General features: G+C 71.1%; 14 protein-coding genes and 1 pseudogene. 6 read left to right on the top strand and 9 right to left on the bottom strand.

What is annotated here, in order from left to right; all coding sequences use genetic code 11:
* The first annotated feature begins 626 nt into the window (after nucleotides 1-626).
* Entirely contained in the window at nucleotides 627-1,967 is a 1,341-nt protein-coding gene (locus WMF34_RS00990) for a sigma-70 family RNA polymerase sigma factor (RefSeq protein WP_437992117.1), read from the top strand.
* A 24-nt stretch (nucleotides 1,968-1,991) separates the two neighbouring features.
* Here the strand turns inward: WMF34_RS00990 and WMF34_RS00985 are convergent, their stop codons facing one another.
* From WMF34_RS00985 to WMF34_RS00965, 5 genes and pseudogenes are all read right to left on the bottom strand, one after another.
* Complete coding sequence (locus WMF34_RS00985) at nucleotides 1,992-2,357, bottom strand: hypothetical protein (RefSeq protein ID WP_012232824.1); 366 nt, start codon at nucleotides 2,355-2,357, stop codon at nucleotides 1,992-1,994.
* Nucleotides 2,358-2,628: 271 nt separating this feature from the next.
* Nucleotides 2,629-3,228: an RCC1 domain-containing protein gene (locus tag WMF34_RS00980; RefSeq protein WP_437992116.1), complete on the bottom strand. Its 600-nt coding sequence runs from the start codon at nucleotides 3,226-3,228 to the stop codon at nucleotides 2,629-2,631.
* Entirely contained in the window at nucleotides 3,225-3,485 is a 261-nt protein-coding gene (locus WMF34_RS00975; RefSeq protein ID WP_231864642.1) for a hypothetical protein, read from the bottom strand. The genes WMF34_RS00980 and WMF34_RS00975 overlap by 4 nt, the downstream gene beginning before the upstream one ends.
* A 9-nt stretch (nucleotides 3,486-3,494) precedes the next feature.
* A pseudogene (locus WMF34_RS00970) lies at nucleotides 3,495-3,560 on the bottom strand (hypothetical protein); the annotation flags it as partial.
* Between the two features lie 629 nt (nucleotides 3,561-4,189).
* On the bottom strand, nucleotides 4,190-5,110 hold the full coding sequence (locus WMF34_RS00965) for a transposase (RefSeq protein WP_044963635.1): 921 nt from the start codon (nucleotides 5,108-5,110) through the stop codon (nucleotides 4,190-4,192).
* Nucleotides 5,111-5,790: 680 nt separating this feature from the next.
* On the opposite strand from WMF34_RS00965, the gene WMF34_RS00960 reads away from it, so the two are divergent.
* On the top strand, nucleotides 5,791-8,229 hold the full coding sequence (locus WMF34_RS00960; protein ID WP_437992115.1) for a PAS domain-containing protein: 2,439 nt from the start codon (nucleotides 5,791-5,793) through the stop codon (nucleotides 8,227-8,229).
* Between the two features lie 60 nt (nucleotides 8,230-8,289).
* Here the strand turns inward: WMF34_RS00960 and WMF34_RS00955 are convergent, their stop codons facing one another.
* Entirely contained in the window at nucleotides 8,290-9,198 is a 909-nt protein-coding gene (locus tag WMF34_RS00955; protein ID WP_437992114.1) for an MBL fold metallo-hydrolase, read from the bottom strand.
* A gap of 279 nt (nucleotides 9,199-9,477) precedes the next feature.
* On the opposite strand from WMF34_RS00955, the gene WMF34_RS00950 reads away from it, so the two are divergent.
* The 4 genes from WMF34_RS00950 (at nucleotide 9,478) to WMF34_RS00935 (ending at nucleotide 15,826) form a co-directional block, all read left to right on the top strand.
* Nucleotides 9,478-12,780: a protein kinase domain-containing protein gene (locus WMF34_RS00950; RefSeq protein WP_437992113.1), complete on the top strand. Its 3,303-nt coding sequence runs from the start codon at nucleotides 9,478-9,480 to the stop codon at nucleotides 12,778-12,780.
* Nucleotides 12,781-12,880: 100 nt separating this feature from the next.
* Nucleotides 12,881-13,636, top strand: coding sequence for a glutathione S-transferase (locus WMF34_RS00945; protein ID WP_012232818.1), 756 nt, complete (start codon nucleotides 12,881-12,883; stop codon nucleotides 13,634-13,636).
* A gap of 232 nt (nucleotides 13,637-13,868) precedes the next feature.
* Nucleotides 13,869-15,128 carry a PAS domain S-box protein gene (locus WMF34_RS00940; RefSeq protein ID WP_437992112.1) on the top strand — a complete coding sequence of 420 codons (1,260 nt, stop codon included), beginning with the start codon at nucleotides 13,869-13,871 and terminating at the stop codon, nucleotides 15,126-15,128.
* Between the two features lie 272 nt (nucleotides 15,129-15,400).
* Nucleotides 15,401-15,826, top strand: coding sequence for an organic hydroperoxide resistance protein (locus WMF34_RS00935; RefSeq protein ID WP_012232816.1), 426 nt, complete (start codon nucleotides 15,401-15,403; stop codon nucleotides 15,824-15,826).
* On the opposite strand, the gene WMF34_RS00930 is transcribed toward WMF34_RS00935, so the two are convergent.
* The 3 genes from WMF34_RS00930 to WMF34_RS00920 form a co-directional block, all read right to left on the bottom strand.
* A complete protein-coding gene (locus tag WMF34_RS00930; protein ID WP_437992111.1) occupies nucleotides 15,812-17,734 on the bottom strand; it encodes an ABC transporter ATP-binding protein in 1,923 nt (640 codons plus the stop codon). The two genes, WMF34_RS00935 and WMF34_RS00930, sit on opposite strands and share 15 nt — an antisense overlap.
* On the bottom strand, nucleotides 17,731-19,668 hold the full coding sequence (locus WMF34_RS00925) for an ABC transporter ATP-binding protein (protein ID WP_437992110.1): 1,938 nt from the start codon (nucleotides 19,666-19,668) through the stop codon (nucleotides 17,731-17,733). Before WMF34_RS00925 ends, WMF34_RS00930 begins: the two co-directional genes overlap by 4 nt.
* Before the next feature lie 154 nt (nucleotides 19,669-19,822).
* Nucleotides 19,823-21,373, bottom strand: coding sequence for a hypothetical protein (locus tag WMF34_RS00920; RefSeq protein WP_437992109.1), 1,551 nt, complete (start codon nucleotides 21,371-21,373; stop codon nucleotides 19,823-19,825).
* Nucleotides 21,374-21,655 lie beyond the last annotated feature (282 nt).

Raw genomic sequence — 21,655 nt, 5'->3', positions numbered from 1 at the left:
GAGGGCAGCGCGGGCATGGAGCATAGCAACCGCTGCCCAGACGGCGCCGCGCCGATTCTTCCGACCCAGGTTGCCGTCCGCCGACCCAGGTTGCCGTCCGCTGCCGTCTCGGATCGATCCCGCCCCGTCGCGGCCGCTCCACCAGACAGAGGGCGACCTCGCTCCGCCCCCTCCGAGGCCGCCCGCTCCGGTCTCGACCGGCCCCGCTCCCCCGCCGGACGGCCCCGGCAACTCGCGACCTCGCTCCGCCCCCTCCGAGGCCGCCCGTGTCGGTTCGAGAGCGCCCCCTCTCGAGGCCCCTCCGCCGGCGCCCCCACGTCGCGCCCTCCAACGCCCGCTTCTCTCCGCCCCGCAGCGCGATCGAGCGGGACGCGTCCGCTCGTCCGGCGACGTACACTCGTCCGGCAACGCACACGCGCGCGCCGCCATCCGAGGACAACGAGAACGCGCCGCGCCGAGCCGGGCAACAACACCGAAAAACGCCGTGGAAACGGGCCACGTCGGCGGTCGATTCGTTTTCCTATTTACGTCCTCAGCGGTTAGGATATCGAGGCGCATTGATGATCGTGCCCCCTCACACCCTTCGCGGTCGGGTACGACGCAGCGGCAACACTGGAGCGCATTGAATGAGGTTCCGTCCCTCGCTCTCGACGAGCGAGTCCGAATCGAGTCATCCCGTTTCCATCGCTTCCGCGGGCGGACGCGCGGGCGAGCGCGCGCCAGCTCGGCGCGCGAAGGCCGCCGGCGCGCAAGCCACGCTCGGCGCGACCGAGCTCTACTTCCGGGCGCTCGCCGGCAGCCAGCCGCTGACGCGCGAGGGCGAGGTCGCGATCGGCCGTCGTATCGAGGCGGGCGCGCTCGCCTGCTTCGAGGCGTGGGTCCGGTCGCCCGTCGCGCTGCGCGAGCTCGCCTCGACGGCAGAGGACGTCCAGGTCGGGGCGCTGAGCCTCCGGGATCTGCTGTGCGAGACCGACGCGGGTGATCCCGAGGCGGACGCCTCCGCGAAGCGGCTCGCGGAGCTGCTCACGCTCGCCCGCTCGCTCCTCGGCCGGCAGATCACCGAGGACGGCGTGGAGACCGCCCTCGCGGGCCTCGCCGCGGGCCTCGCCGAGCTGCGCCTCGATCCGACCTTCGAGGAGCGCATCGAGCGGAGCCTTCGCGCAGCAGCGGCCGAGGCGGACAAGGCGGAGCGCGCCGCGATCGAGGCCACGATCGCGGCGATCGCCCGGGGGCGCCGCGCCGTCGCGCAGGCGAAGTCCGAGCTCGTCCAGGCGAACCTCCGGCTCGCGGTCGCCATCGCGCGGGAGCACCAGCGCTTCGGCGTCCCGCTGCTCGACCTCGTGCAGGAGGGGAACCTCGGCCTGATCCGCGCCGCCGACAAGTTCGAGTACCGCCGCGGCCACCGCTTCGGCACCTACGCCGCGTGGTGGATCAAGCAGGCGATCAAGCGGACGATCCTCAACCAGGGAAAGCCCGTTCGGATGCCGGTCCACCTCACCGCGATCCGGAGCCAGGTGGTGCGCGCCCGACGAGATCTGGTGCAGGAGCGGGGGCGCGAGCCTTCCGTCGAGGAGATCGCGGAGCGCAGCGGCCTCACCGTGGAGAAGGTGCGGGTGATCAGCGAGCTCGCGCTCGAGCCGCTCAGCCTCGACGCCCCCGTCGGCGAGGAGGGCGATACCCGGTACGGCGATCTGCTGGCCAACGACGAGCCCACGCCCGCGGACATGCTTGCCCGACGCCGGCTGATCGAGCAGACGCGCGAGCTGCTCGACTCGCTACAGCCGCGCGAGCGCGAGCTCCTGCGGCGCCGCTTCGGCCTCGACGGCAACGAGGACGAGACGCTCGAGGAGATCGGGCAGTCGTTCTCGCTGACGCGGGAGCGCATCCGTCAGATCGAGGCGAAGCTGCTCGAGAAGCTCCGGACGCGCTCGCGGCAGCGAGAGCTCGGCTCCTATCTCGAGGGGTGAGGGCGCGGGAAGCGCCGGCGCGCTTCAGAAGCTGTAGCCCACCGCCCCACCCAGCCGGTGAGACGAGCCGGCCGCGTTCTCGTACGCGAGCTCGACGTGGTTGGGGACGAGGAGGAAGAGCAGGGCGTCGACGAGCAGGCAGTCGTCCTTGCCGTCGCACAGCCGCTCGTCCCGGCTCCCGAAGATCATGCGCCACTTCACGGGCAGGCCGAGGCCGAGGGCCGCGCGCGCGCCGAACGCGCCGCCGGCCTCGGGGAGCCTGTCGTTCAGCGTCCCGGCGAAGAGGTAGACCGGCGCGACGGCCAGATAGACGTAGTGGTTCATCGTGCCGCTCTCGCCGGCAAAGCGGGCGCGGAGCTCGGGACCGAGCGCGTAGCGCGCTACGCGCACCTCGCCGTCGAAGCCGCGGCGATCGTCAACGTCGGTCGAGCCTGCGCCCGCCGAGAGCCCCGGAGAAGTAGGGGAGCCACGACGCGCTGTCGGGGCCGGTAGACCCGCACCAGCCGAGGAACAGCCTGCCTTCGACGACCCGCACGCCGCTGCCCGCGCGCGCCGAAGGCGAGATCCATCTGAAAGGGCCGCACCGGATCGGCGAGAGCAGCGCCAGGGGCGAGGACGCCGGCCATCCCTGCCACGGCCGCGAACAGCCACGCGGCGCGCGTCACTGTCGCCCGGTCCCGATCTGGCCTTGGCCGTCGCTGCCCCAGCAGAACACCCCGCCCTCCTCGTCGAGCGCGCAGGTGTGCTCTCGCCCGGCGGCGAGGGCGACCGCGCGCACGTCGAGCGCCGCCCGCACCGGCGCGGAGACCAGGTTGGCCTCCTCGGAGCCAAGCTGGCCGCTCTGGTTGGAGCCCCAGCACACAACGCCGCCGTCGTCCAGCAGCGCGCAGCTGTGGCGCCCGCCGGCGACGACGGCCTTCGCACCGGCAACGCCCTCGACGAGGGTGACGCCGACAACCTCGTCGGCGCTGTCGATGATGGGCCCGCCGCCGCTCTGGCGGTTGAGGTTCCGACCCCAGCACGCCACCTGTCCAGTGCCGAGGGCAGCGCAGCTGTGGCGCCCGCCCGCCGCACCCGCCGCAACGTCGGTCGCGCCGCGCACGCCCTCCTTGCGGGCAGCTCCGGCGGCACCGTCTCCCCAGCACCACACGTCGCCCTGCGCGTCGAGGGCGCACGCGTGCGCTTCGCCGGCGGCGATGCGCGTTACGCCGCGCAGCGGGAACCCACCCAGGTCGAGGACGAGCGCGGGGTCGCTCCTCACGAGGTCTCGGGATCGGAGCCGAGCTGATGGCTCCGGTTGTCACCCCAGCAGACCACAGTGTCGGCGCCACGCACGGCGCACGTGAACCCGAGCGATGGGTCGTCCGCCTCCGCGAGCCCGCCGGCCGCGAGCCCAACCACGCCCTCCAGGCCGGGCACGTCGCGCGGTGGCACCGGGCAACGCCCACCAGCCACGACGTCCGCGCCCCCGGAAGTGTCGGCGCAGCCCGCCGTCACGACGCCGAGTGAGCCGCCCACGTCTCCCCCCCAGCACCTGATCCTCCCCTCGTCGAACAGCGCGCACGTATGCCGCGGACCAGCGGCGAGACGCACGGGGTCCGCGGCGAGCGAGACCCACCTCGGGGAGGTACTCAGCGAGCCGATGAAAACGTCGCCAAGCTGGCCCGCGTCGTTGTCGCCCCAGCACGCGGTATTACCGTTCCTGAGAATCGCGCAGGTAAGTAGGCACCGGCGACGATCCGGGCCGCGGGTTCGAGCGCCTTCACGCGCACGGGGGTGAAGTGGTAGTCCTCCGAGCAGCCACCGGCGAGGGGCGCCGTGATGAGCAGCGAGGCGGCCACCCACCGTCGAAACGAAACGACCCTACCCAGGTTGTGCCGCACCCGAAAACGACAAAACGACCAAAACGACCGACCTACGTTGCGATGCCGCCAGGTCGTTGCGGCCGGGGGGGCGGCGGCGACCCACCCCGGAATGACTATCCCATGGGTCCACTTTTCGAGAGGAATCATTCCGCTCGGCCAACCATCGCGTACAGCACTCTGCCTCTGATTCCGCTTCCTCTGCGTTCGGCACCGCCTGCAGACACACGAAAGCACGGGTATACCGCCGCACGAGATTCGTCCGTCCACACCGCCGGTCCCAGACGGACGCGCCCCACGACAAGGCACCGATGCCCTCGCCCGTCCCGCCCGCCTCCCTGCCACGGCGCCGCTAGGGCTCTACACCGTGAGCACGACGTCGGCCACGCTGGCGCCGTGAAACGTGCGCATCCACCACGTCCCCGCGGGGAATACAGCGCTGCGTACGCCGGCACGCCATCGCTCCAGTGCCGCACGGTACGACGCTCGAAACGCACGCACAGCGGCACCAGCGATTCGCCACGCATCTCCCTGCTCGCGACCCACCGCAAACGTCGGATTGCCGTCGCGCAGCGGCTCGAAGCTCGTCACGCGCTCGTAAGGGGACACCTTGCCGGCTCCCTCGGCGCCCAAGAAGCGAAGCCCTCGCCGCTGCACCTCCGCGCGGGCCCGCGCTTCGAGCCGCTCGAGCTCGGCAGAGACGTCCTGGCGAAAGCCCTCCGCGCTGTCCTGCTCGATGGCCGGCGGCAGCGCGAGCGAGACCGTCGCTTCCTCGGGCCACTGGGGATTTTCCGGGTCGAGATACACCGAAGGCCGTGCCGCGCGCAGCACGCCGCGACCGAGCTCGTCCACATCCACCTTGGCGCCCGGCCACTCGCGCGCATGCTGCACCAGGCCAGCGGCGACAGGATTGGCCATGACATAAGCAATCTTCTCCACCACCGCTGCGCGCGTCAGCAGCCGCACCACGCTCGTGGCCTCGTGGTCCCATACCGGGCCTTCCCACCCGCGAAGCACCTTCGTGCCGAGCGCGACGATGCGATGGAAGAATTGCAAGAACCGCGGCAGGACGCCCCTCGAGTCGGTCACGACCAGGTGCAGATGCGTTGACATGGCGCAGAGCGCATGGACCTCGATGTCGTAACGGCGGGTCGACACCGCGAGGACGTAGACCAAGAGCCGGGTGATTGCCGCATCCGGGCGGAAGAGCAGGTGCCGGCGCAGGACGCGACGGGTGATGAGGTAGGTGGCTCCGGCAACGATCTCGCGGGGCTGGCTCATGACAGGCGCACTAAAACAAGCGCCGTGCCAGGGATTTCCATCAATCATTTCGCGGCTCGACCAAGCTTCGCGGGTGGCGGCCGCCTGGCGGGCCGCCACCCGCGCTGGAGCCGTTGCGACTACTCCTAGCCCGACCTGGGTTGCGGTTAGTCCGCGATGCGGCTGCAACCTGGGTCGGGGCCACCGCGGGGCCACCGCGCCGGCAACCTGGGTCGGATCCGATGCCAACCCAGGTCGGATCCGCCCAGCACGCCTGGGTGCGCGCGGCGCTCGACCCCTACAGCGACGATGAGAGGTTGCCGTCAGTATGCAAATCGTCCACGCACTTCGAGATGTGCGGGGGTGCTTGGCCTTCGCCACGAGGGAGCGACGCTGCCCAGCAGCCGCCTCCCAGCGCGCTGGCCGCTGCTCAACTCCTCCCCGGCGTCCTCCTCAGCCAGCGCGGGCGCGGTACAGCCGCCGCCGGCCTGCACCGGCCCGGGCCCTGGACGACCGCGTGAACCAGGTTGCGGCGCGAAGGCTCGTGATAGTCTCGCTTCGCGCCCACCAGGATCCGGGTAGAAGGCGCGAGGGGCGGATTGAACAGCGACGACAGAGGGCGCGGAGACGAACGGGGTGGACCGTCCAGGGAGCGACACCGCGGCGATCCGCCGGCGTCAGCCGACACGCTCGCCCGCGCCGTGGCCGACGCGTCGATGGCCCTCTCGCGCGCCGGCGATGACGGTCCGCAGCAAGCGATCGTGGCGGCGGCGGCGCGCCTCCTCCACGTCGACATCGCCTGCCTCTACGATGTCGCGCAGGTGCCGCACACGCTCGGGCTCGTCGCCTGCGCGGGCGGCAGCGCGGGCTCGCTGGACCCCCTCCGGCGCCTGCCGCTCGACGCCCCGAGCCTCGCCGGCGCCGCCGCCCGCTTGAACATCGCGCAGGTCGCGCCCGAGGACGAGAGCGCCGACGCGCTCCTGGACGCCGGCCACCTGCGCCGACACTGCGGCTGCACCCGCGCGTTCGCGATCCCCATCGCCTTCGCCGGCACCCTGCGCGCGGTGCTGCTCTGCGCCACGGCGCAGCCCGACCTCCCGCAGGCCGAGCTGGTCGAGATCGCGGTCGCCCTGTCGAGCCTCTTCGGGATGGCCCTCGCCGCCCCCGAGCTGCACGCCCAGCGCGCACGGATCGAGGAGCTCGAGCGCGAGAACCACGAGCTCGAGCGCTCGCGCGAGCAGCTTCACGCGACGATCGCGGAAGCCAGGCAGGCGGAGGCCGCGCTCCGGTTGAGCGAGGACAGCCTCGCCCGCGCGCAGAGGTTGGCGAAGCTGGGCAACTGGGACTGGCACATTCCGAGCAACGAGCTGCTCTGGTCCGACGAGTGTTATCGGATGCTGGGCGTGTCCCGCGACGCCGGCGCGCTCACGTACGAGCGGTTCCTCGCCTTCATCCACCCGGAGGACCGCGAGGGTGTGATACGCTCCGTCGACCTGGCGCTCCAGGGCACCCTGCCCTATTGCGTCGATTACCGGATCGTCCGCCCGAACGGCGAAGAGCGCTCCCTCCACACCGAGGCGGACGTGATCCGCGCCGAGGACGGCTCTCCGCTGCGGATGATCGGCACGGCCCTCGACGTCACCGAGCAGCGGCGCGCCGATCGCGCCTTGCGGCTCAGCGAGGAGCGCCTGCGGATGATCGCGGAGCACGCGAGCGACGTCATCTTCCATATACGGCTCGGCCCGGAGGGGGGCTACGAGTACATCAACCCCGCCGTCCTCGAGCACACCGGCTATCCGCCCGCGGCCTGGTACGAGAACCCTGAGCTGTTCGTCACCCTGATCCATCCCGAGGACGTCGGGCGCTATCATGCGTTCGTCGAGCACATGGCCGCGGCCGGCGGCCGGCTCACCTTCCGCATCATCGACAGGAGCGGCCGGACCCGCTGGGTCTCGACTCACATCACGATCCAGCACGACGAGCACGGAAACCCGATCGCCGGGATCGGCATCTCGCGCGACGTCACCACGGAGAAGCTCGCCGACGAGGAGCGCGAGCAGCTCCTCGGACAGCTCGCGGCGGAGCGGCGCTGGCTCCACGCGGTCATCGAGCGCTCGCCTGTCGGCATCCTCCTCCTCGACCGGGCCGGCGCGCAGATCGCCCGGAATCGCCGCGCCCAGGAGCTCGCCGGGACAGACTCGCCGCCCGGGCTGCCCGGCGCATGGTGCCTGTGCCTGCCCGACGGGCAGCCCCTCACGGACGAGGAGCAGCCGTCGGCGAGCGCGCTGCGAGGCGAGGTCACGAGCTCGAGGGAGCTGTCGCTCCGGCGCGCCGACGGCAGCATGCTGGCGGTGCTCGCGAGCGCTGGCCCCATCGTCGACGGGAACGGCAAGCTGCTCGGCGCGGTCGTCGTCTTCGACGACATCACCCGGCTCAAGGAGCTCGAGCGACTCAAGGAAGAGTGGACGTCGGTCGTCGCGCACGACCTGAAGCAGCCCGTGACGACGATCATCGGCTACGCGACCCAGCTCGAACGGAAGCCCCAGGTCACGACCGCGGTGAAGGCGAGGGCGGGCCACATCCTGGCGAGCGCCAAGCGGCTCGGGCGGATGGTCTCCGATCTCACGGACATCTCCCAGATCGAGTCGCGTCGCCTCGCGATCGAGCGCGCCCCCATCGACCCGCGCGCGCTCGTGGAGGCGGTCGTCGAGCGGATGGAGAGCGAGATCGAGGGGCGCGCCGTCGACGTCGAGAGCCGAGGTGAGATCCCGATCGTGCACGCGGACGCCGGGCGCGTCGAGCAGGTGCTCAGTAACCTCATCTCCAACGCCGTCAAATACGGTGATCCAGAGGCGCCGATACAGGTGGCGCTGGAGCGGCGCGGCGACGCGGTGCAGATCTCCATCCGGAACAGCGGCCGCGGGATCCCGGCCCAGGACCTCCCGCTCCTGTTCGAGCGCTTCTTCCGGGGAAAGGCGAAGGAGGAGCGCGTGGTCGGCCTCGGCCTCGGCCTGTACATCGCGAAGGGGCTGGTCGAGGCCCACGGCGGCAGGATCTGGGTCGAGAGCCCCGAGGGGGGCCGCACGACGTTCCATTTCACGCTTCCGGTGGGCGCGGCGCCGCGCCGGGATGCAACGTAGCCACGAGCCGCCCAGCCCTCGGAGGCGGCCTACCGAGAGGAGATGGCCTGCTGTGCGCGGTCAGCGCGCGCCCGCGACCGGAGCGGGCGTCCACAGCGGCGGCTCCGGCACGCCCCTCCCCGCTCCGGCCGGCACAGCGTGGCTTCGTCCGGTGATGCGCTCGAACTCCACGACGTCATGAGAGCACACGAGCCTTACCTCGTGGCCGCGCGCCTCGCGCAGCGCGCGCAGCCGCCGCTGGTTCTCGAGCCGCGCGCCGCGGTCCTTCTCCATCATGAACTGATAGAGCCGCAGACCCGGCGTGCACGCCGGCCGGACCGGGTCCATCTCTCGGTGATAGAAGTAGGCGTCGCCGGCGAGGAGCAGCCAGCCGCCATCGCTCCGGATAGCCACGCCAGCGTGGCCCAGCGTGTGACCGATGAGCGGGACGAAGAGCACCTCGTCCTTCAAACCACCCACCGGCCGCGCGCCCTCGAAGCCAAACCAGCGGTCGCCACCGCCCGAGGGGTAGGCAATCCAGCTCGGCTGCGTCGACCACTGAGCCGGCCGGTAGCGCATCCGGTCGAGGAGCGTCCGCCGCGCGAGCGCGGCGTCACGCTCGTCGGCGAGCAGATGGACCTGCGCTCCAGGAAAGTCGTCGAGGCCTCCGGCATGGTCGAAATCGAGGTGGGTGAGCACGATATGGCGGACCTCCTCGGGTCGAAGGCCGAGGCGCTCGATCTGCCGGCGCGCGGTCATCTCGGCGCGAAACTCCGGTCGCACGAGGAAGAGGAAGAACCGGCTGAGCCGCTTCCTCGCCATCGAGACGTCCAGCAGCCCAAGCCCGGTGTCCACGAGGACCAGGCCGCTCTCCGTCTCGAGGAGCAAGCAATGGCACGTCAGCCTCCCGCGGAGCCCCAGGGTCCGCCCGTCCATCAGCGCGCCGCCGAGCGGGCAGGTCGAGATGCAGTTGAGATGATGGATTCGCACGGACGCACCTCCCCCTTCGCGGCTACCCTGCTCCCGCGACGACCGCTCGACGAGCTGGCGCCGACGCGGGCCCACGGCGCGGTGTGCGCTCGAACTGCTCATCGCGCCCCGCTCGCCGGAGATCACAAGACCAGAGCCTGGGCTCACCGGAGCGCATGAGGCGCTGTGATTGCACGGGGTATGCCGATCTCCGGGCCCCAGGCGGCGTAAACGGCGGAAAAACGGACGGCGCGGGCGCGCAGGTTCTCCTGAGGCGCCAAGGCTGGTACGCTGGGCGACATGTCGGATGAGAGTGCCCGCCGTCCGCACCAGGCCACCAAGCCATCCGCTCGCGGGAGCGACTCGACCGGGGCCAGGAGCGTTGGCCCGGGGGATGTCGTCGGCCAGCACTTCCGGATCGACGAGCTCCTGAAGAAGGGAGGCATGGGCCGGGTCTACCGGGCAACCGATCTTCGCCTCGGCGAGCCGGTCGCGCTCAAGCTGATGGATCCGGCGATCGTCGGCACGGAGCGGGCGCGCGCCCGCTTCTTCCGCGAGGCGCAGACAGCGGCGAGGCTGCGGAGCAAGAACGTCGTGCAGCTCCTCGACTTCAACGTCGATGCAGCCACGCAGGTGCCCTACATCGCCATGGAGCTCCTTCGCGGCGAGGACCTGGCCCAGCGGATCGCCCGCGGGCCGCTCTCCTACGAAGAGACGAAGGCGATCCTCGGCGATGTCTGCAGCGCGATCGCCAAGGCCCACCGCATGGACATCATCCATCGCGACATCAAGCCGGCCAACGTCTTCCTCGTCGAGGACGACGATGGCCCGCTCTGCAAGGTCCTCGACTTCGGGATCGTCAAGCTCGGTGACCTCGGGCTCGACCCCCAGGGAGCGCCGCAGACGGACGCCGGCGCCACCCTGGGCACGGTGAGCTACATGAGCCCGGAGCAGATCGCCGACGCCCGCGGGGTCGACCTCCGCGCGGACCTCTGGTCGATCGGCGTCATCGCCTACGAGTGCATGACCGGGCAACGGCCCTTCCGCGGCGAGTCGCTCTTCGAGCTCGTCCACAAGATCTGCTTCGATGTCCCGGCCCCGCCGTCGCGCCTGGCGGACGTCCCGAGCGGCTTTGACGCCTGGTTCGCCCGGGCGACCCACCGCGACCTCGACCGCCGGTTCACCTCCGCCCGCGAGCTCATCGAGGCCCTCCGGACGCTCGCCGGGCGCCCGCCGGAGCCGCCCCTGCCCCTGCCCCGGCCCTCGCCGCCCGAGCCCCCCACGAACCAGAGCTGGGCCTCGGACGCCAACCAGATCGATATCGGCGCCCTCAAGGACCTGACCTTCAAGAACGCCGTGGTCCGGGAGTTCCTCGACAGCGCCAACAAGCACTTTGTCTCGGGGAGCAAGGGGCTCGGCAAGACCCTCCTCCTCACGTACAAGCGCTCGGTCCTCAGCGAGATCTACCTGGCGGCGACCGGCCGCGAGCGCCGCCACGCCGCCGTGCAGTTCATCCCGGAGGGGCGGCCGTACCTCGATCTGATGGGCGATCTGCCCACCGTCGATCAGACCCGGAGCGACCTCATGTCGGGCCTCCACGAGTGCAAGCGGCTCTGGAGCTTCAGCTTCCGCATGTCGATCGTCTCCTACCAGTCGGCGGCCACCGGCGCCGCCGGCGCCGGCGATCCCGCGGATCTGGCGCCGCTCCCCCGGAGCCTGCGCGGGCTCCTGGAGGGCCGGCCGGTCGAGCCGACGATGGTGCTGAAGGAGCTGCTCTCGCTGACCGTTCGCCAGATCAACCAGGTCGTCGACGCGATGGAGCGCCCGCTCGAGCGGCGGCTCCGCTCGCTCCACAGCGGCGTCTTCATCTTCATCGACAAGCTCGATCAGGCGCTCCGGCGGCTCCCGCGGGCCGCGTGGATCCACATGCAAGCGGGGATGATCGAGGCCGCGTGGGATCTGATGAACGCCAACCGGCACGTCAAGATCTTCGCCACCATCCGCGAGGAGGCGTTCTCCGCCTACGAGTCCGACATCAAGACCAACCTCTACGGCGCGACGTCGACGCTCCGCTACGCCAAGCACGAGCTCTTCGAGCTGCTCGAGAAGCTCACGTATTATTACGAGCGGCTGCCGCTCCGCGAGTTCATCCACCTCGACGTGGTGAGCGCGGCGCGCTCGGCCCGCGGCGAGTCGACCTTCGACTTCCTCCACCGCCACACCCTCGGGCGGCCGCGCGACCTCGTGATCCTCGCCTCCGAGATCTCGCGCAACCGGAAGGCGCTCGACGAGCGGACCTTCACGCAGATCGTGCAGAGCACCAGCGCCGGCCTCCTCGTGGCCAACATCTTCGACGAGATGCGGGTCTTCCTCGAGGTGCTCTGTCACCGCGACAAGCGGGCTCGCTTCCTCGGCCTCCTCCCCTGCGACGTCCTCACCCACGACGAGGTGGTCGAGGTCTGGTGCAGGTTTCATGAGGTCGATCGCGCGTTCTACGACGCCCACGGCCGGGACGCCGACGACGTCTACCACCCTTTCCGCGAGCTCTTCGAGTGCGGCCTCCTCGGGGTGCTCGGCGCCGATCCGGGGACCGAGCGCCAGGTCCAGCGCTTTCGCCAGCCGCACGACGCCGTCGTCGGCTCGCGCCACGAGCTGCCGCGCTCGCGGTATTACCTGCTCCACCCCTCCCTCCGCGCATTGATCGAGCCGCTCCCCGGCGGCGGCCGGTTCCACGCGATCCGCCACGTGATCATCGGCCACGGGGAGCCCTGGCCCCGCCACTGGGACCTCGTGGTCGACGTCCAGCGCGAGCTCTTCCGGCGCCCGGACGCCGACGAGGAGATCGGCGGGGCGGTGTTCTCCCTCCTCGACCGCCTCGCGACGGAGATCGCCGACGGCGAGGGCCCTGACGCCGCGCGGCGAGCGATCGCCGCCTCCCCCACCTTCGCCCGCCTCAGCGCGCACCTCGAGCGAATCCACTGGGACGATCTCCACCTCACGCTCCTCGAGCTCTTCCCCGACGAGCGGCGGGAGGAGACGGAGCCGACCGACCGGGTGGAGGTGGCGATGCTGCTCATCGACATCGTCCGGTCGACCCACATGATCCGCAGCATCGGCGACACCGGCTTCGTCGACCACCTTCACCGGCTCCGCGGCTCCCTCCGAGGGGCGACGAACCCGCGCCTGCTGAAGGGGACCGGCGATGGGTACCTCGCGGTCTATCCCACGGTGGCCCGCGCCGTCGACGCGGCCCGCGTGCTCCGCCGCGCCGTCGACGATCCCGCCCAGCTGCGCCTCGTCGTCCACTGGGGCTGGGTGCGCATGAGCGATCACGACGTCATCGGCACGGAGGTCCACCGGCTCTTCCGCATCGAGGCGGTCACCGAGGAGGATCGCGCGGACGAGCCGAGCTCCGGGGTCGGCCTGCCGCGCCCCGGCCGCGTGACGCTCTCGCGCTCCGCGGCCGCCGCGCTCCCCGACCCGTCGCGCGCGGACTTCCGCCGAGCGGGCGCGTTCCGGCTCAAGGGGTTCGACGATCCCGAGTCGATCTGGGTGGAAATCGACGAGGTCGACAAGGTCGACGAGATCGACGCCCGCCCGTGAGATCGCCCGCGGTGAGCCCGAGGGCCCACCGGCGCGCCGCGCCCTCCGCCCGCGAGCGCTCGGCCGGAGGCGCGCCCCAGTGTGGTAGTCTGCCGGCGACATGACCGAGCTCCTTGGCCTCGTTTTCTCGCCGTGGACCGAGAAGGCCCGCTGGGCCCTCGACGTCCGGCGCGTCCCCTACACCTTCCGGCACTACCAGCCGCTCGTCGGTGAGCCGGCGCTCCGGGTGAAGCTCCGCCGGCTCACAGGCCGTGTCTCGGTGCCTGTGCTCACCACCGACGACGGGCGCGTGCTCGGGGACTCGGCCGACATCGCGCGCTGGGCAGACGGGCGCGGCGCGGGACCGACCCTGTTCCCTGTCGAGCACGAGGCCGACATCGCGCGGCTCATCGATCTATCGGAGCGCGGCCTCGCCGCCGGGCGCGCCCGCGCGCTGAGGCGCATGCTGGCCGACGACGAGGCGCTCGCCGAGATGGCGCCGAGGCCGATCCGCCGCGCGCTCGCGCCCCTCGCCTCGCGGCTAGGAGCGCTGGGGGTCGCCCGCACCCTCCGCAAGTACGAAGGCGACAAGGCCGACGGCGAGGCGCACCGGCAAACGCAGGTCGCCGTGCTGGAGGAGATCCGCGAGACCCTCGCGCGTGCGGCGCCGCCCGGAGACGCGCCGCGGACGCTCCTCGGACGCTTCACGTTCGCCGATATCGCGATGAGCCAGGTCCTCGTGAACGTCGCGCCGCCCGCCCAGCTGAAGCTCGGCGCCGCCAGCCGCCGGTGCTTCTCCGACCCCGACCTGCGCGATCGCTACGACGACCTGATCGCGTGGCGCGACGAGCTCTACCGCGCCTTCCGCACGAGCTGACCGGCCGCGTCGGGCGAGCGCGGTATCTCGAGCGCCGTGAAGCCCAGGGAAACCAGCATGGCAATGGGCTTCATCGAGAGGCTCTCTCCTTCAGGCGTCGAGTGAGACTGACCGGGAGCGCGGTCGTCCAGCGCGCCCCCCGACCGCTGGCAGGCGCGGCCGCTGCGCTGGGCCTCGCGTCGCGCCAGAGGCTCGATCGTGGACGCCGGATCTGATAGCGGTGGAATATACCATGAAACAAGCGTGGCAAACGGACGAGCTGGGCCGCTTCTTCGAGATGTCCGTGGATCTGATCGGCACCGCCGGTTTTGACGGGCATTTCAAGCGGGTTGGCCAGGCTTGGGAGCGCACGCTCGGGTTCTCGCGCGAAGAGCTCTTGTCGACTCCATTCATCGACTTCGTGCACCCGGACGATCGAGAGCGCACGCTGGACGAGTCGGCGCAGGTGTTCGGCGGCAGCGGCAGCGTGACGTTCACGAACCGCTACCGGTGTCGCGACGGCTCTTACCGGTGGATCGAGTGGAACTCGTCGGTTCACCCGGAGGAGGAGCTCGTCTATTTCGTCGCTCGTGACATCACGGATCGCAAGCGCGCGGAGGAGTCGCTGCTCGAGGCCGAGTCCCGGTTCCGGGCGGCGGTCGAAGGGAGCCTGGACGCCTTCTTCGTGCTCCGGAGCGTGTTCGACGAGGCCGGGACACTCGTGGATTTCGTGCTCACCGACGCCAACCAGAGGGCCCTCACGGGGATATCGATGCCCCGCGAGGAGATCGTCGGCAAGCGGCTCAGCGATCTCTCGCCCGCCGCGCGCCAGCAGCTGGACAAGTACGCCCGCGTCGCTCGGACCGGCGAGCGGCTCCTCGAGGAGGAGCAGAGCGAGGGTCCAGTGCACAAGGATGTGTGGTTCCAGCATCAGGTCATCCCGCTGAGCGACGGTGTCGCGATCACGATCAGGGACATCACGCCCTTCAAGCAGCTGGAGGCCGAGCTCAGGGAGGCGCTCCATCGCCGGGCGATCCACGCGGAGGAGCTCGAGGAGAAGAACCGCCTGCTCGCGGCGGAGAACGCCGAGCGCGAGCGCGCCGAGGCGCTGATGCGGCAGCAGCAGGAGACGATGCGCGCCATGTCCACGCCCATCATCCAGGCGTGGGAGGGGGTCCTCGTGCTGCCGATCATCGGGACCGTGGAGACCGGGCGGGCGAATGACATCATGGAGCGGCTGCTCACCGAGATCGTGCGGACGAGCGCGCGCTTCGCCATCCTCGACCTGACCGGCGTGAGCGCGGTGGACGCCGCGACCGTGGCGCACCTCCTCGCCGTGGTGCGCGCGGCGAACCTCCTCGGCAGCAGCTGCCTCGTCTCCGGGATCTCGCCCGAGATCGCGCGGACGATGACGGAGCTCGGCGCGGCGGATGGCGGGTTCAAGACCTTCGGCGTGCTCCAGAGCGCCTTGCGTTACGCGCTCTCCCGCTGCGGCGCCGAGGGCGCGCGGTGAGCCGCCCGGGCGCGGGCGTCGACGCGCGCTCGAGCTGACGTGAGGTGGCGGGGAGCGCCTCGCTGACTGCAATGACTGCAAGCGGATGACAGGCGGATGACGCCGCGCGGTCGACGCCGGGCGTGATTTCCGGGTGGCGTCTTCTCCCGCGGTTGCCCGGGAGGAGCGCGGGCACTATGGGAGCATCCCCGAACGGCGCTGTCCGGTCGGGCCGTGCCCGGCGGGGACGCGCTGCCCGTGACCGGGCTCATCGCCACGAAAGGAACGCTCCAATGCCTGTTGACGTGAAGTACACGACGCAAGCCACGGCCAATGGCGGCCGCGATGGCCACGCTGCCACTGCCGACGGTGCTCTCAAGGTCAAGCTCTCGACACCGAAGGAGCTCGGCGGCGCTGGCGGCGAGGGGAACAACCCGGAGCAGCTGTTCGCGGCGGGTTACGCGGCCTGCTTCCTGGGCGCCCTCAAGTTCGTGGCCGCGCAGGAGAAGGCCCGGATCCCGGCCGACGCCACCGTGACGGCGACCGTCGGCATCGGCCCGCGCTCCGAGGGCGGGTTTGGCCTCGACATCGGCCTGCGGATCGCGCTGCCGGGCCTGGAGCGGTCGCAAGCCGAGCAGCTGGTCGAGAAGGCGCACCAGGTTTGCCCCTACTCGAACGCCACCCGCAACAACGTCCCCGTCCGCCTAGAGGTCGCCTGACCTCCTGACGCCGCGCGCTCCCTCCACGGGGGCCGGCCCCTCCTTCATGAGCTCCCGGTGGAGCGCCGCGAACGCTCCCCCCCGCGCGAGCAGCTCCGCGTGCGTCCCCTGCTCGACGACCCGACCGTGGTCGAGCACGACGACGCGATCGGCGTGCCGGATCGTGCTCAGCCGGTGAGCCACGACGAAGCTCGTCCGCCCTCGCAAGAGCCTCCCGAGCGCCGCCTGCAGCCGGGCCTCGGTGAGCGCGTCCACGGCGCTCGTCGCCTCGTCGAGCAGCACGATGCGCGGATTGGCGACCATGGCGCGCAGGAAGCACACGATCTGCCGCTGCCCGAGCGACAGCGCCGTCCCGCGCTCGCCGACCTCGGTGCCGAGGCCGTCCGGCAGCGCGTCGAGCATGTCGAGCACGTCGAGGCCCCGCGCCGCGTCGCGGATCTCCGCGTCGGTCGCGGCGGGGTTGCCCAGGCGCACGTTGTCGAGCACCGTCCCGCTGAAGAGGAAGTTGCTCTGCAGCACCAGCCCGAGCTGCGCGCGCAGCGAGGCGGACGAGGTCGCCGCGAGATCGTGCCCGTCGACGGTGATCGACCCCGCCGTCGGCAGGTAGAGCTTCGCGAGCAGGTTCAGGATCGACGTCTTGCCGCTGCCCGTGTGCCCGACCAGCGCGATCATCTGCCCCGGCTCGGCGACGAGATCGACGCCGTGGAGCACCGGCTTGCCCGGATCGTAGGCGAAGTGGACCCCCTCGAACACGACCCGGCCGCGCGCGGGCGGCAGCGCCGGGAGGCCGCGCTCGTCGGGCCAGTCGGGCGCCGTGTCGAGCACGCGGAAGAGCCGTTCGGCGCCCGCCATCGCCGTGAGGGCCTGGTTGTATTGATTGCCCAGGACGGGGATCGGGTTGAACAGGAGGTTCGCGAGGAAGAAGAACTCCACGAGCACGCGCAGCTCGATCGCGCCGTGGAGCGCCTGATAGCCGCCGACGACCACGAGGACGGCCAGGAACAGCTGCCCGTTGAACTCGAGGAGCGGGAGGAACGTCGCCGAGTGGCGCGCCGCATCCATGTTGTAGCGCGAGTGGTCGAAGATCAGCGCGCGGAACAGCCCGCCGTTGATGTCCTGCCGCACGAAGCCCTGCGTCACGCGCACCCCCGTGACCGACTCGGCGAGCGTCGCGGTCACGCGGGTGAAGCTCTCCTGCGCGCGCTGGTGGGCGGCCCCGAGGCGCTTGTGGAAATAGACGATCAGCCCCCAGAACACGGGGACCATCGCGACCACCACGAGGAAGAGCTGCCAGTGCGCGTGGGCCATCAGCGCCATCGCGACCGCCATGGTGCCGAGGTTCACCGTGCTCACGAACACGACGTCCTGCACCGCCACCCGGATCGCGTCGATGTCGGACGTCATGCGGCCGATGAGGCGCCCCACCTTCGTCTTCACGAAGAAGCGCATCGGCATGCGCAGGAGGTGGCTCTCCAGCCGATCGCGCATGTCGAACACCACCGCCTCGCCGAGCTCGAGCGCGAGCCGCGCGCGGTAGTGGAAGACGATCTCGGTGAAGAGGACGAGCGCGGCGAAGCCGAGGACGGCGAGCAGCGTGGCGCGCGCGTCGCGCCGGGCCACCGGGCCGCTGATGATGGCGCCGACCGCCCAGGTCAGGATCGGGAGCTGGATCGACCTGACCACCACGAGGGCGAAGAGCGCGTTCCGCTTGCGCGCGTACGGGCGGGTGAAGGCGAACACCCGCCGTGCGAGCCCGAGATCGAGCGTGCGGTGGTGCTGGTCCGGCTCGTCCTCGAGCGCCACGCGCGCGAGGCCGAGGCGCGCGTCGATCGGCGCCGCCTCGGCCGCGGAGCGGGCCGCCCTCGACGCCGTCGCGGGGCGGCTCGGCGCGTCGACCCCGCGGCTCACGCCGGGTCCTCGGCAGCGCGCGCGCCCGCGGCGGCGCGGCGCGAGGGGGTGTCGTCGTCCGCCCGCGCCCCGACGGCGTGGGCGTCGTGCAGCGCGAGGGCGCTCGCGTAGTGGCCGCGCCGCCGGAGCAGCTCCTCGTGGGTCCCCCGCTCGGCGATGCGGCCCCGGTCGAGCACGATCACCTGGTGCGCGCGGCGGAGCAGGTGCGCCCTGTGCGTCGCCATGATCGTCGTCCGCCCCCGCGTCGCGCTGAGGATCGCGTCGAGGATCTCGCGCTCGGTGCTCGCGTCCACCGCCGCGGTCGGGTCGTCGAGCAGGAGCAGCGGCGGGTCGAGCAGCACGGCGCGCGCGATGGCGAGCCGCTGCCGCTGGCCGCCCGAGAGGTTGGCCGCCGCCTCGCCGAGCTCGGTGTCATAGCCCTCGGGCAGCTCCCGGATGAACTCGTGGGCGCAGGCGATGACCGCGGCGCGCTCGATCTGCTCGCGCGTCGCGTGCGGGGCGCCGAACGCGATGTTCGCCGCCACGGTGTTGCTGAAGAGGAAGTTGTCCTGAAAGACGACCCCCATGCGCCGCCGGATCTGGTCGAGGTCGTGGCGCCGGAGGTCGATGCCGTCGAGGAGGACGCGCCCCGACGTCGGATCGTAGAAGCGCGGGATCAGGCTGAGCAGCGTGCTCTTGCCCGCGCCGGTCGGGCCGATCACGGCGACGAACTGCCCGGGCGCGACGTCGAGGTGGACGTCGTGGAGGACGGGCCTCTCCGGATCGTACCCGAACGTGACGCGCTCGAACACGAGGCGCCCCTCCACCCGCGCGGGGCGCGCCGGCGCCTCGGGGCTCGTGATCTCGACGGGGGTGTCGAGCACCTCGAAGACGCGCTTCGCCCCGATGAAGCTCTGCTGCGCGGTGTTGACGATCGTCGCCATGCTCGCGATCTGCCCCGAGAATTGCTGCAGGATGCCGGCGAACACGACGAGCTGGCCGAGCGTCATCCGGTCGCGCGTGACGAGCAGCCCGCCCATGCCGAGCAGGATGACGAGGCTCACCTGCCCGAGCAGATCGATGGTCGGGCTGAGCACGCTGACGGTCCGGAACGTCTCCTGCTGCTGCTCGCGCACCTCGCGGCTGCGCTCGTCGAAGCGGCGATGGGCCTCGCGCTCTCGCCCGAGCCCCTTGATGACCTGGATGCCCTGCAGCCCCTCCGTGAAGCTCAGGACCATGCGGTCCACGAGCTCCCGGTTGCGCAGGTAGGCGGGCTGCGCCCACCGGGCGAAGAGCGTGCTCGCGATCCAGAGGAGCGGCGTCGGGGCGAGGCACGCGAGCGTCAGCAGGACGTGCGCGCGCAGCATGTACGCGACGTACACGCCGAGCGACAGGACCATGATGACGCTCGGGAGCAGCACCCCGTCCACGAAGGAGCGCACGAGCTGCACGTCGCCGGTGACGCGGTTGATGAGCGAGCCGCTCTTGTTGGCGTCGAAGAACCGGAAGCTCAGCCGCTGGAGCTTGTCGTACACCCGCGCCCGGAGATCCGGGACGATCTCCATGTGGACGAGGTAGCCCACCGAGAGCGCGTAACCGTAGTTGATCACCGCGCGCGCGGCCGCCATGGCGAGGATGGCGGCGCCGATCGAGAGGACCGCGCGCATGGGCTCACGCTCGGCGTCGACCAGCCGTCCGAGGTCGGCCGGCAGATCGGGCAGGCGGTTCGAGGGATCGAGCCGATGGCGGAGGATGTCGATGGCGAGCCCGGTCAGGCCGAGCCCAGCGAGCCCCAGCGAGAGCAGGACGATCTGGTAGCCGAGGACACGAAGGACGCGCCCCCGGTACGCCCAGCTCAGCCCGAGGAGCCGCAGCAGGAGCGAGCCCCCCTCGCGGGAGCGCCCTGTTTCAGGCGAAGCGAGGGAAACGACATCAGGACGTGAACCGGACAACATCAGCGCAGGGCACCTGGCATACCGGCCATGCCGGGGCCCGTAAGCTACCGATTTGTGCGGCGTTCGCCAGCGGCGGGGACACGAACCCCGGGGCGGGGCCCGCCAGTCGCTCGGACCGCCGGGCCAGCGCCCTGACAGGGCTCCTGGCGCTCCGCTAGTACATCAGGTTGCCCTTGCCGAGCTGGAAGTTGATGTTCGCTCCGAACTGATCACGCGCGTTCTGGACGCGCGAGATCGCGTTCGAGATCCGGCCCTGGCGCTGCGACCAGGTCGCCGCCGAGAGGCCCGCCGCGATCTCGGTCTTCGCCAGCTGGAGGCGATCCGTGGAGACGGGGTGCAGCGGCGTGCCGCCGACGGCGAGGACCTGCAGCGCGTCGTCGATCTCGGCCTCGGCCAGCTCCATCAGGCGCCTCTGGACGTCGGCGCGCGTGTCGTGGAACTGCTGGACGAGCACCTGGGCGGCGTTCAGGCGCTGCTTTGCGAGGTCGAGGTTGAACGCGGCGTTCAGCACGCGAAGGAACCGCCCGATCTTGATGATGTCGGTGTCGGGGAACTGGACGGGGCTGCCGAACCGCGCCTCGAGCTCCAGACCGGCCGGCGAATCCCTGAAGAAGTTCGACACATAGAACGCCACCGCGCCCTCGATGTCGTTCCCGAAGGCGTTCGTGTGGAAGAACGGCGGCGTGTCCACGGCCTCGATGAGGGGCGGGGTGCTGAACGTGCCGTCGCCGAACCCGTTGAGAAAGCCGATGTCCAGGACATCGATGTTGGGCGAGGCCAGCCCGGAGCCGCCGAAGCCGCCGTCGAACGCGCCGATGGTGCCGGTCGCGGGGGCCTTCCGTGTGCCCGTGTCCAGGTTGCGGTTGCGCCCCGTGTCCAGGTGGTTCGCGCCCGCGTTGGAGTGGCACACGTTGCAGCGGCCCCGCGCCGGGTCGAGGAACGCCTGCCGCCCGTCGTTCGCCTCGGGATCGGCGAGGTTCACCTGCGCGAGGTTGAGCTCGTTCGTCCGGCCCAGGCTCATCTGGTAGGCGAGCGTCAGATCGAGCTCCTGCTCCGTCGGGAGCCGGAAGGCCACCCCCGGCTCGCGGCCGAGATCCGTCGGGTAGTGCTGCGTGATCGCCCCGGTGAGGAACTCGCGCAGCGAGCCGGTGCCCGGGGCGCCGTCGCCCGACCAGCCCGTGCGATGGACCGGCGGGCTCGTTATCCCGTCCACCGGATCCGGCGTGATGCTCGTCGCCAGCGAGAGCGTGTGGGGGACCGCGCGCATCGAGAACTTGTTGTCGAGATCGTCGAAGCCGTCGATGTTCTCGCGGATCAGGCCGAGCGTCTTCAGCTCGGGCGTCTCGAGATCGGTCAGCCCCGGGTCCTGCTCGAAGACGAACAGCGGATCGAGCGGGTTATCCACGAGCAGAGCGTCGATGAAGGGGATGTCAATCGTGAAGTTGTTTCCGACAGGATGGCACGTCCCGCAGGAGCGGCCGTTGCCCTCGAAGGTCTCGCGAAAGAAGATGTCGGCGCCCGCGCAGATCTCCCGCGTGACGAGCCCGGCGATCACGCGAGGATCCTGGTCGCACGCCGCGAGCCGCTGCTGAGCCGTGAGCGCGCTCGACGCCGCGCCGAGGGTTTCTACCTCGCCCTCGCCCTCCGGCGCGGCGGGGGCGCACGAGGCGAGGAGAGAAACAGAGACGATGGGAGCGAGGATCAAGGAACTCAATCTCGGACTTGGCATGACGCTCTCTCTTCCTGTTACGGTTGTTCGACACCGATCTCGAATCACGGCGTTCATGGATGCGGCGCGCCGTCCGGCGGCAGCGCCGGGGAAACACAGGTGAAACCGACCTGGCGTTACGACGACGGCGGCCGACGTGGCGCCGGCGCGGCGCCGGCGCGGCGGGCGAGAGCCGGGGCGAGATGGCCGATCCAGGCCATCCACGCGGCTTTGGAGGCACGCCGGAGGCTCGAGGCCCGGTCCTCGCGCGCTCCATGC

This window comes from Sorangium sp. So ce145 (assembly GCF_051525985.1).
GTDB classification, from domain to species: Bacteria; Myxococcota_A; Polyangia; order Polyangiales; family Polyangiaceae; genus Sorangium; species Sorangium cellulosum_B.
This window is presented reverse-complemented; position numbering and strand designations above follow the sequence as displayed.

Coding starts and splice junctions, on each gene's coding strand:
- WMF34_RS00925 (WP_437992110.1), bottom strand. CDS start 19,668: ATGTTGTCCGGTTCACGTCCTGATGTCGTTTCCCTCGCTTCGCCTGAA.
- WMF34_RS00990 (WP_437992117.1), top strand. CDS start 627: ATGAGGTTCCGTCCCTCGCTCTCGACGAGCGAGTCCGAATCGAGTCAT.
- WMF34_RS00935 (WP_012232816.1), top strand. CDS start 15,401: ATGCCTGTTGACGTGAAGTACACGACGCAAGCCACGGCCAATGGCGGC.
- WMF34_RS00965 (WP_044963635.1), bottom strand. CDS start 5,110: ATGAGCCAGCCCCGCGAGATCGTTGCCGGAGCCACCTACCTCATCACC.
- WMF34_RS00950 (WP_437992113.1), top strand. CDS start 9,478: ATGTCGGATGAGAGTGCCCGCCGTCCGCACCAGGCCACCAAGCCATCC.
- WMF34_RS00940 (WP_437992112.1), top strand. CDS start 13,869: ATGAAACAAGCGTGGCAAACGGACGAGCTGGGCCGCTTCTTCGAGATG.
- WMF34_RS00945 (WP_012232818.1), top strand. CDS start 12,881: ATGACCGAGCTCCTTGGCCTCGTTTTCTCGCCGTGGACCGAGAAGGCC.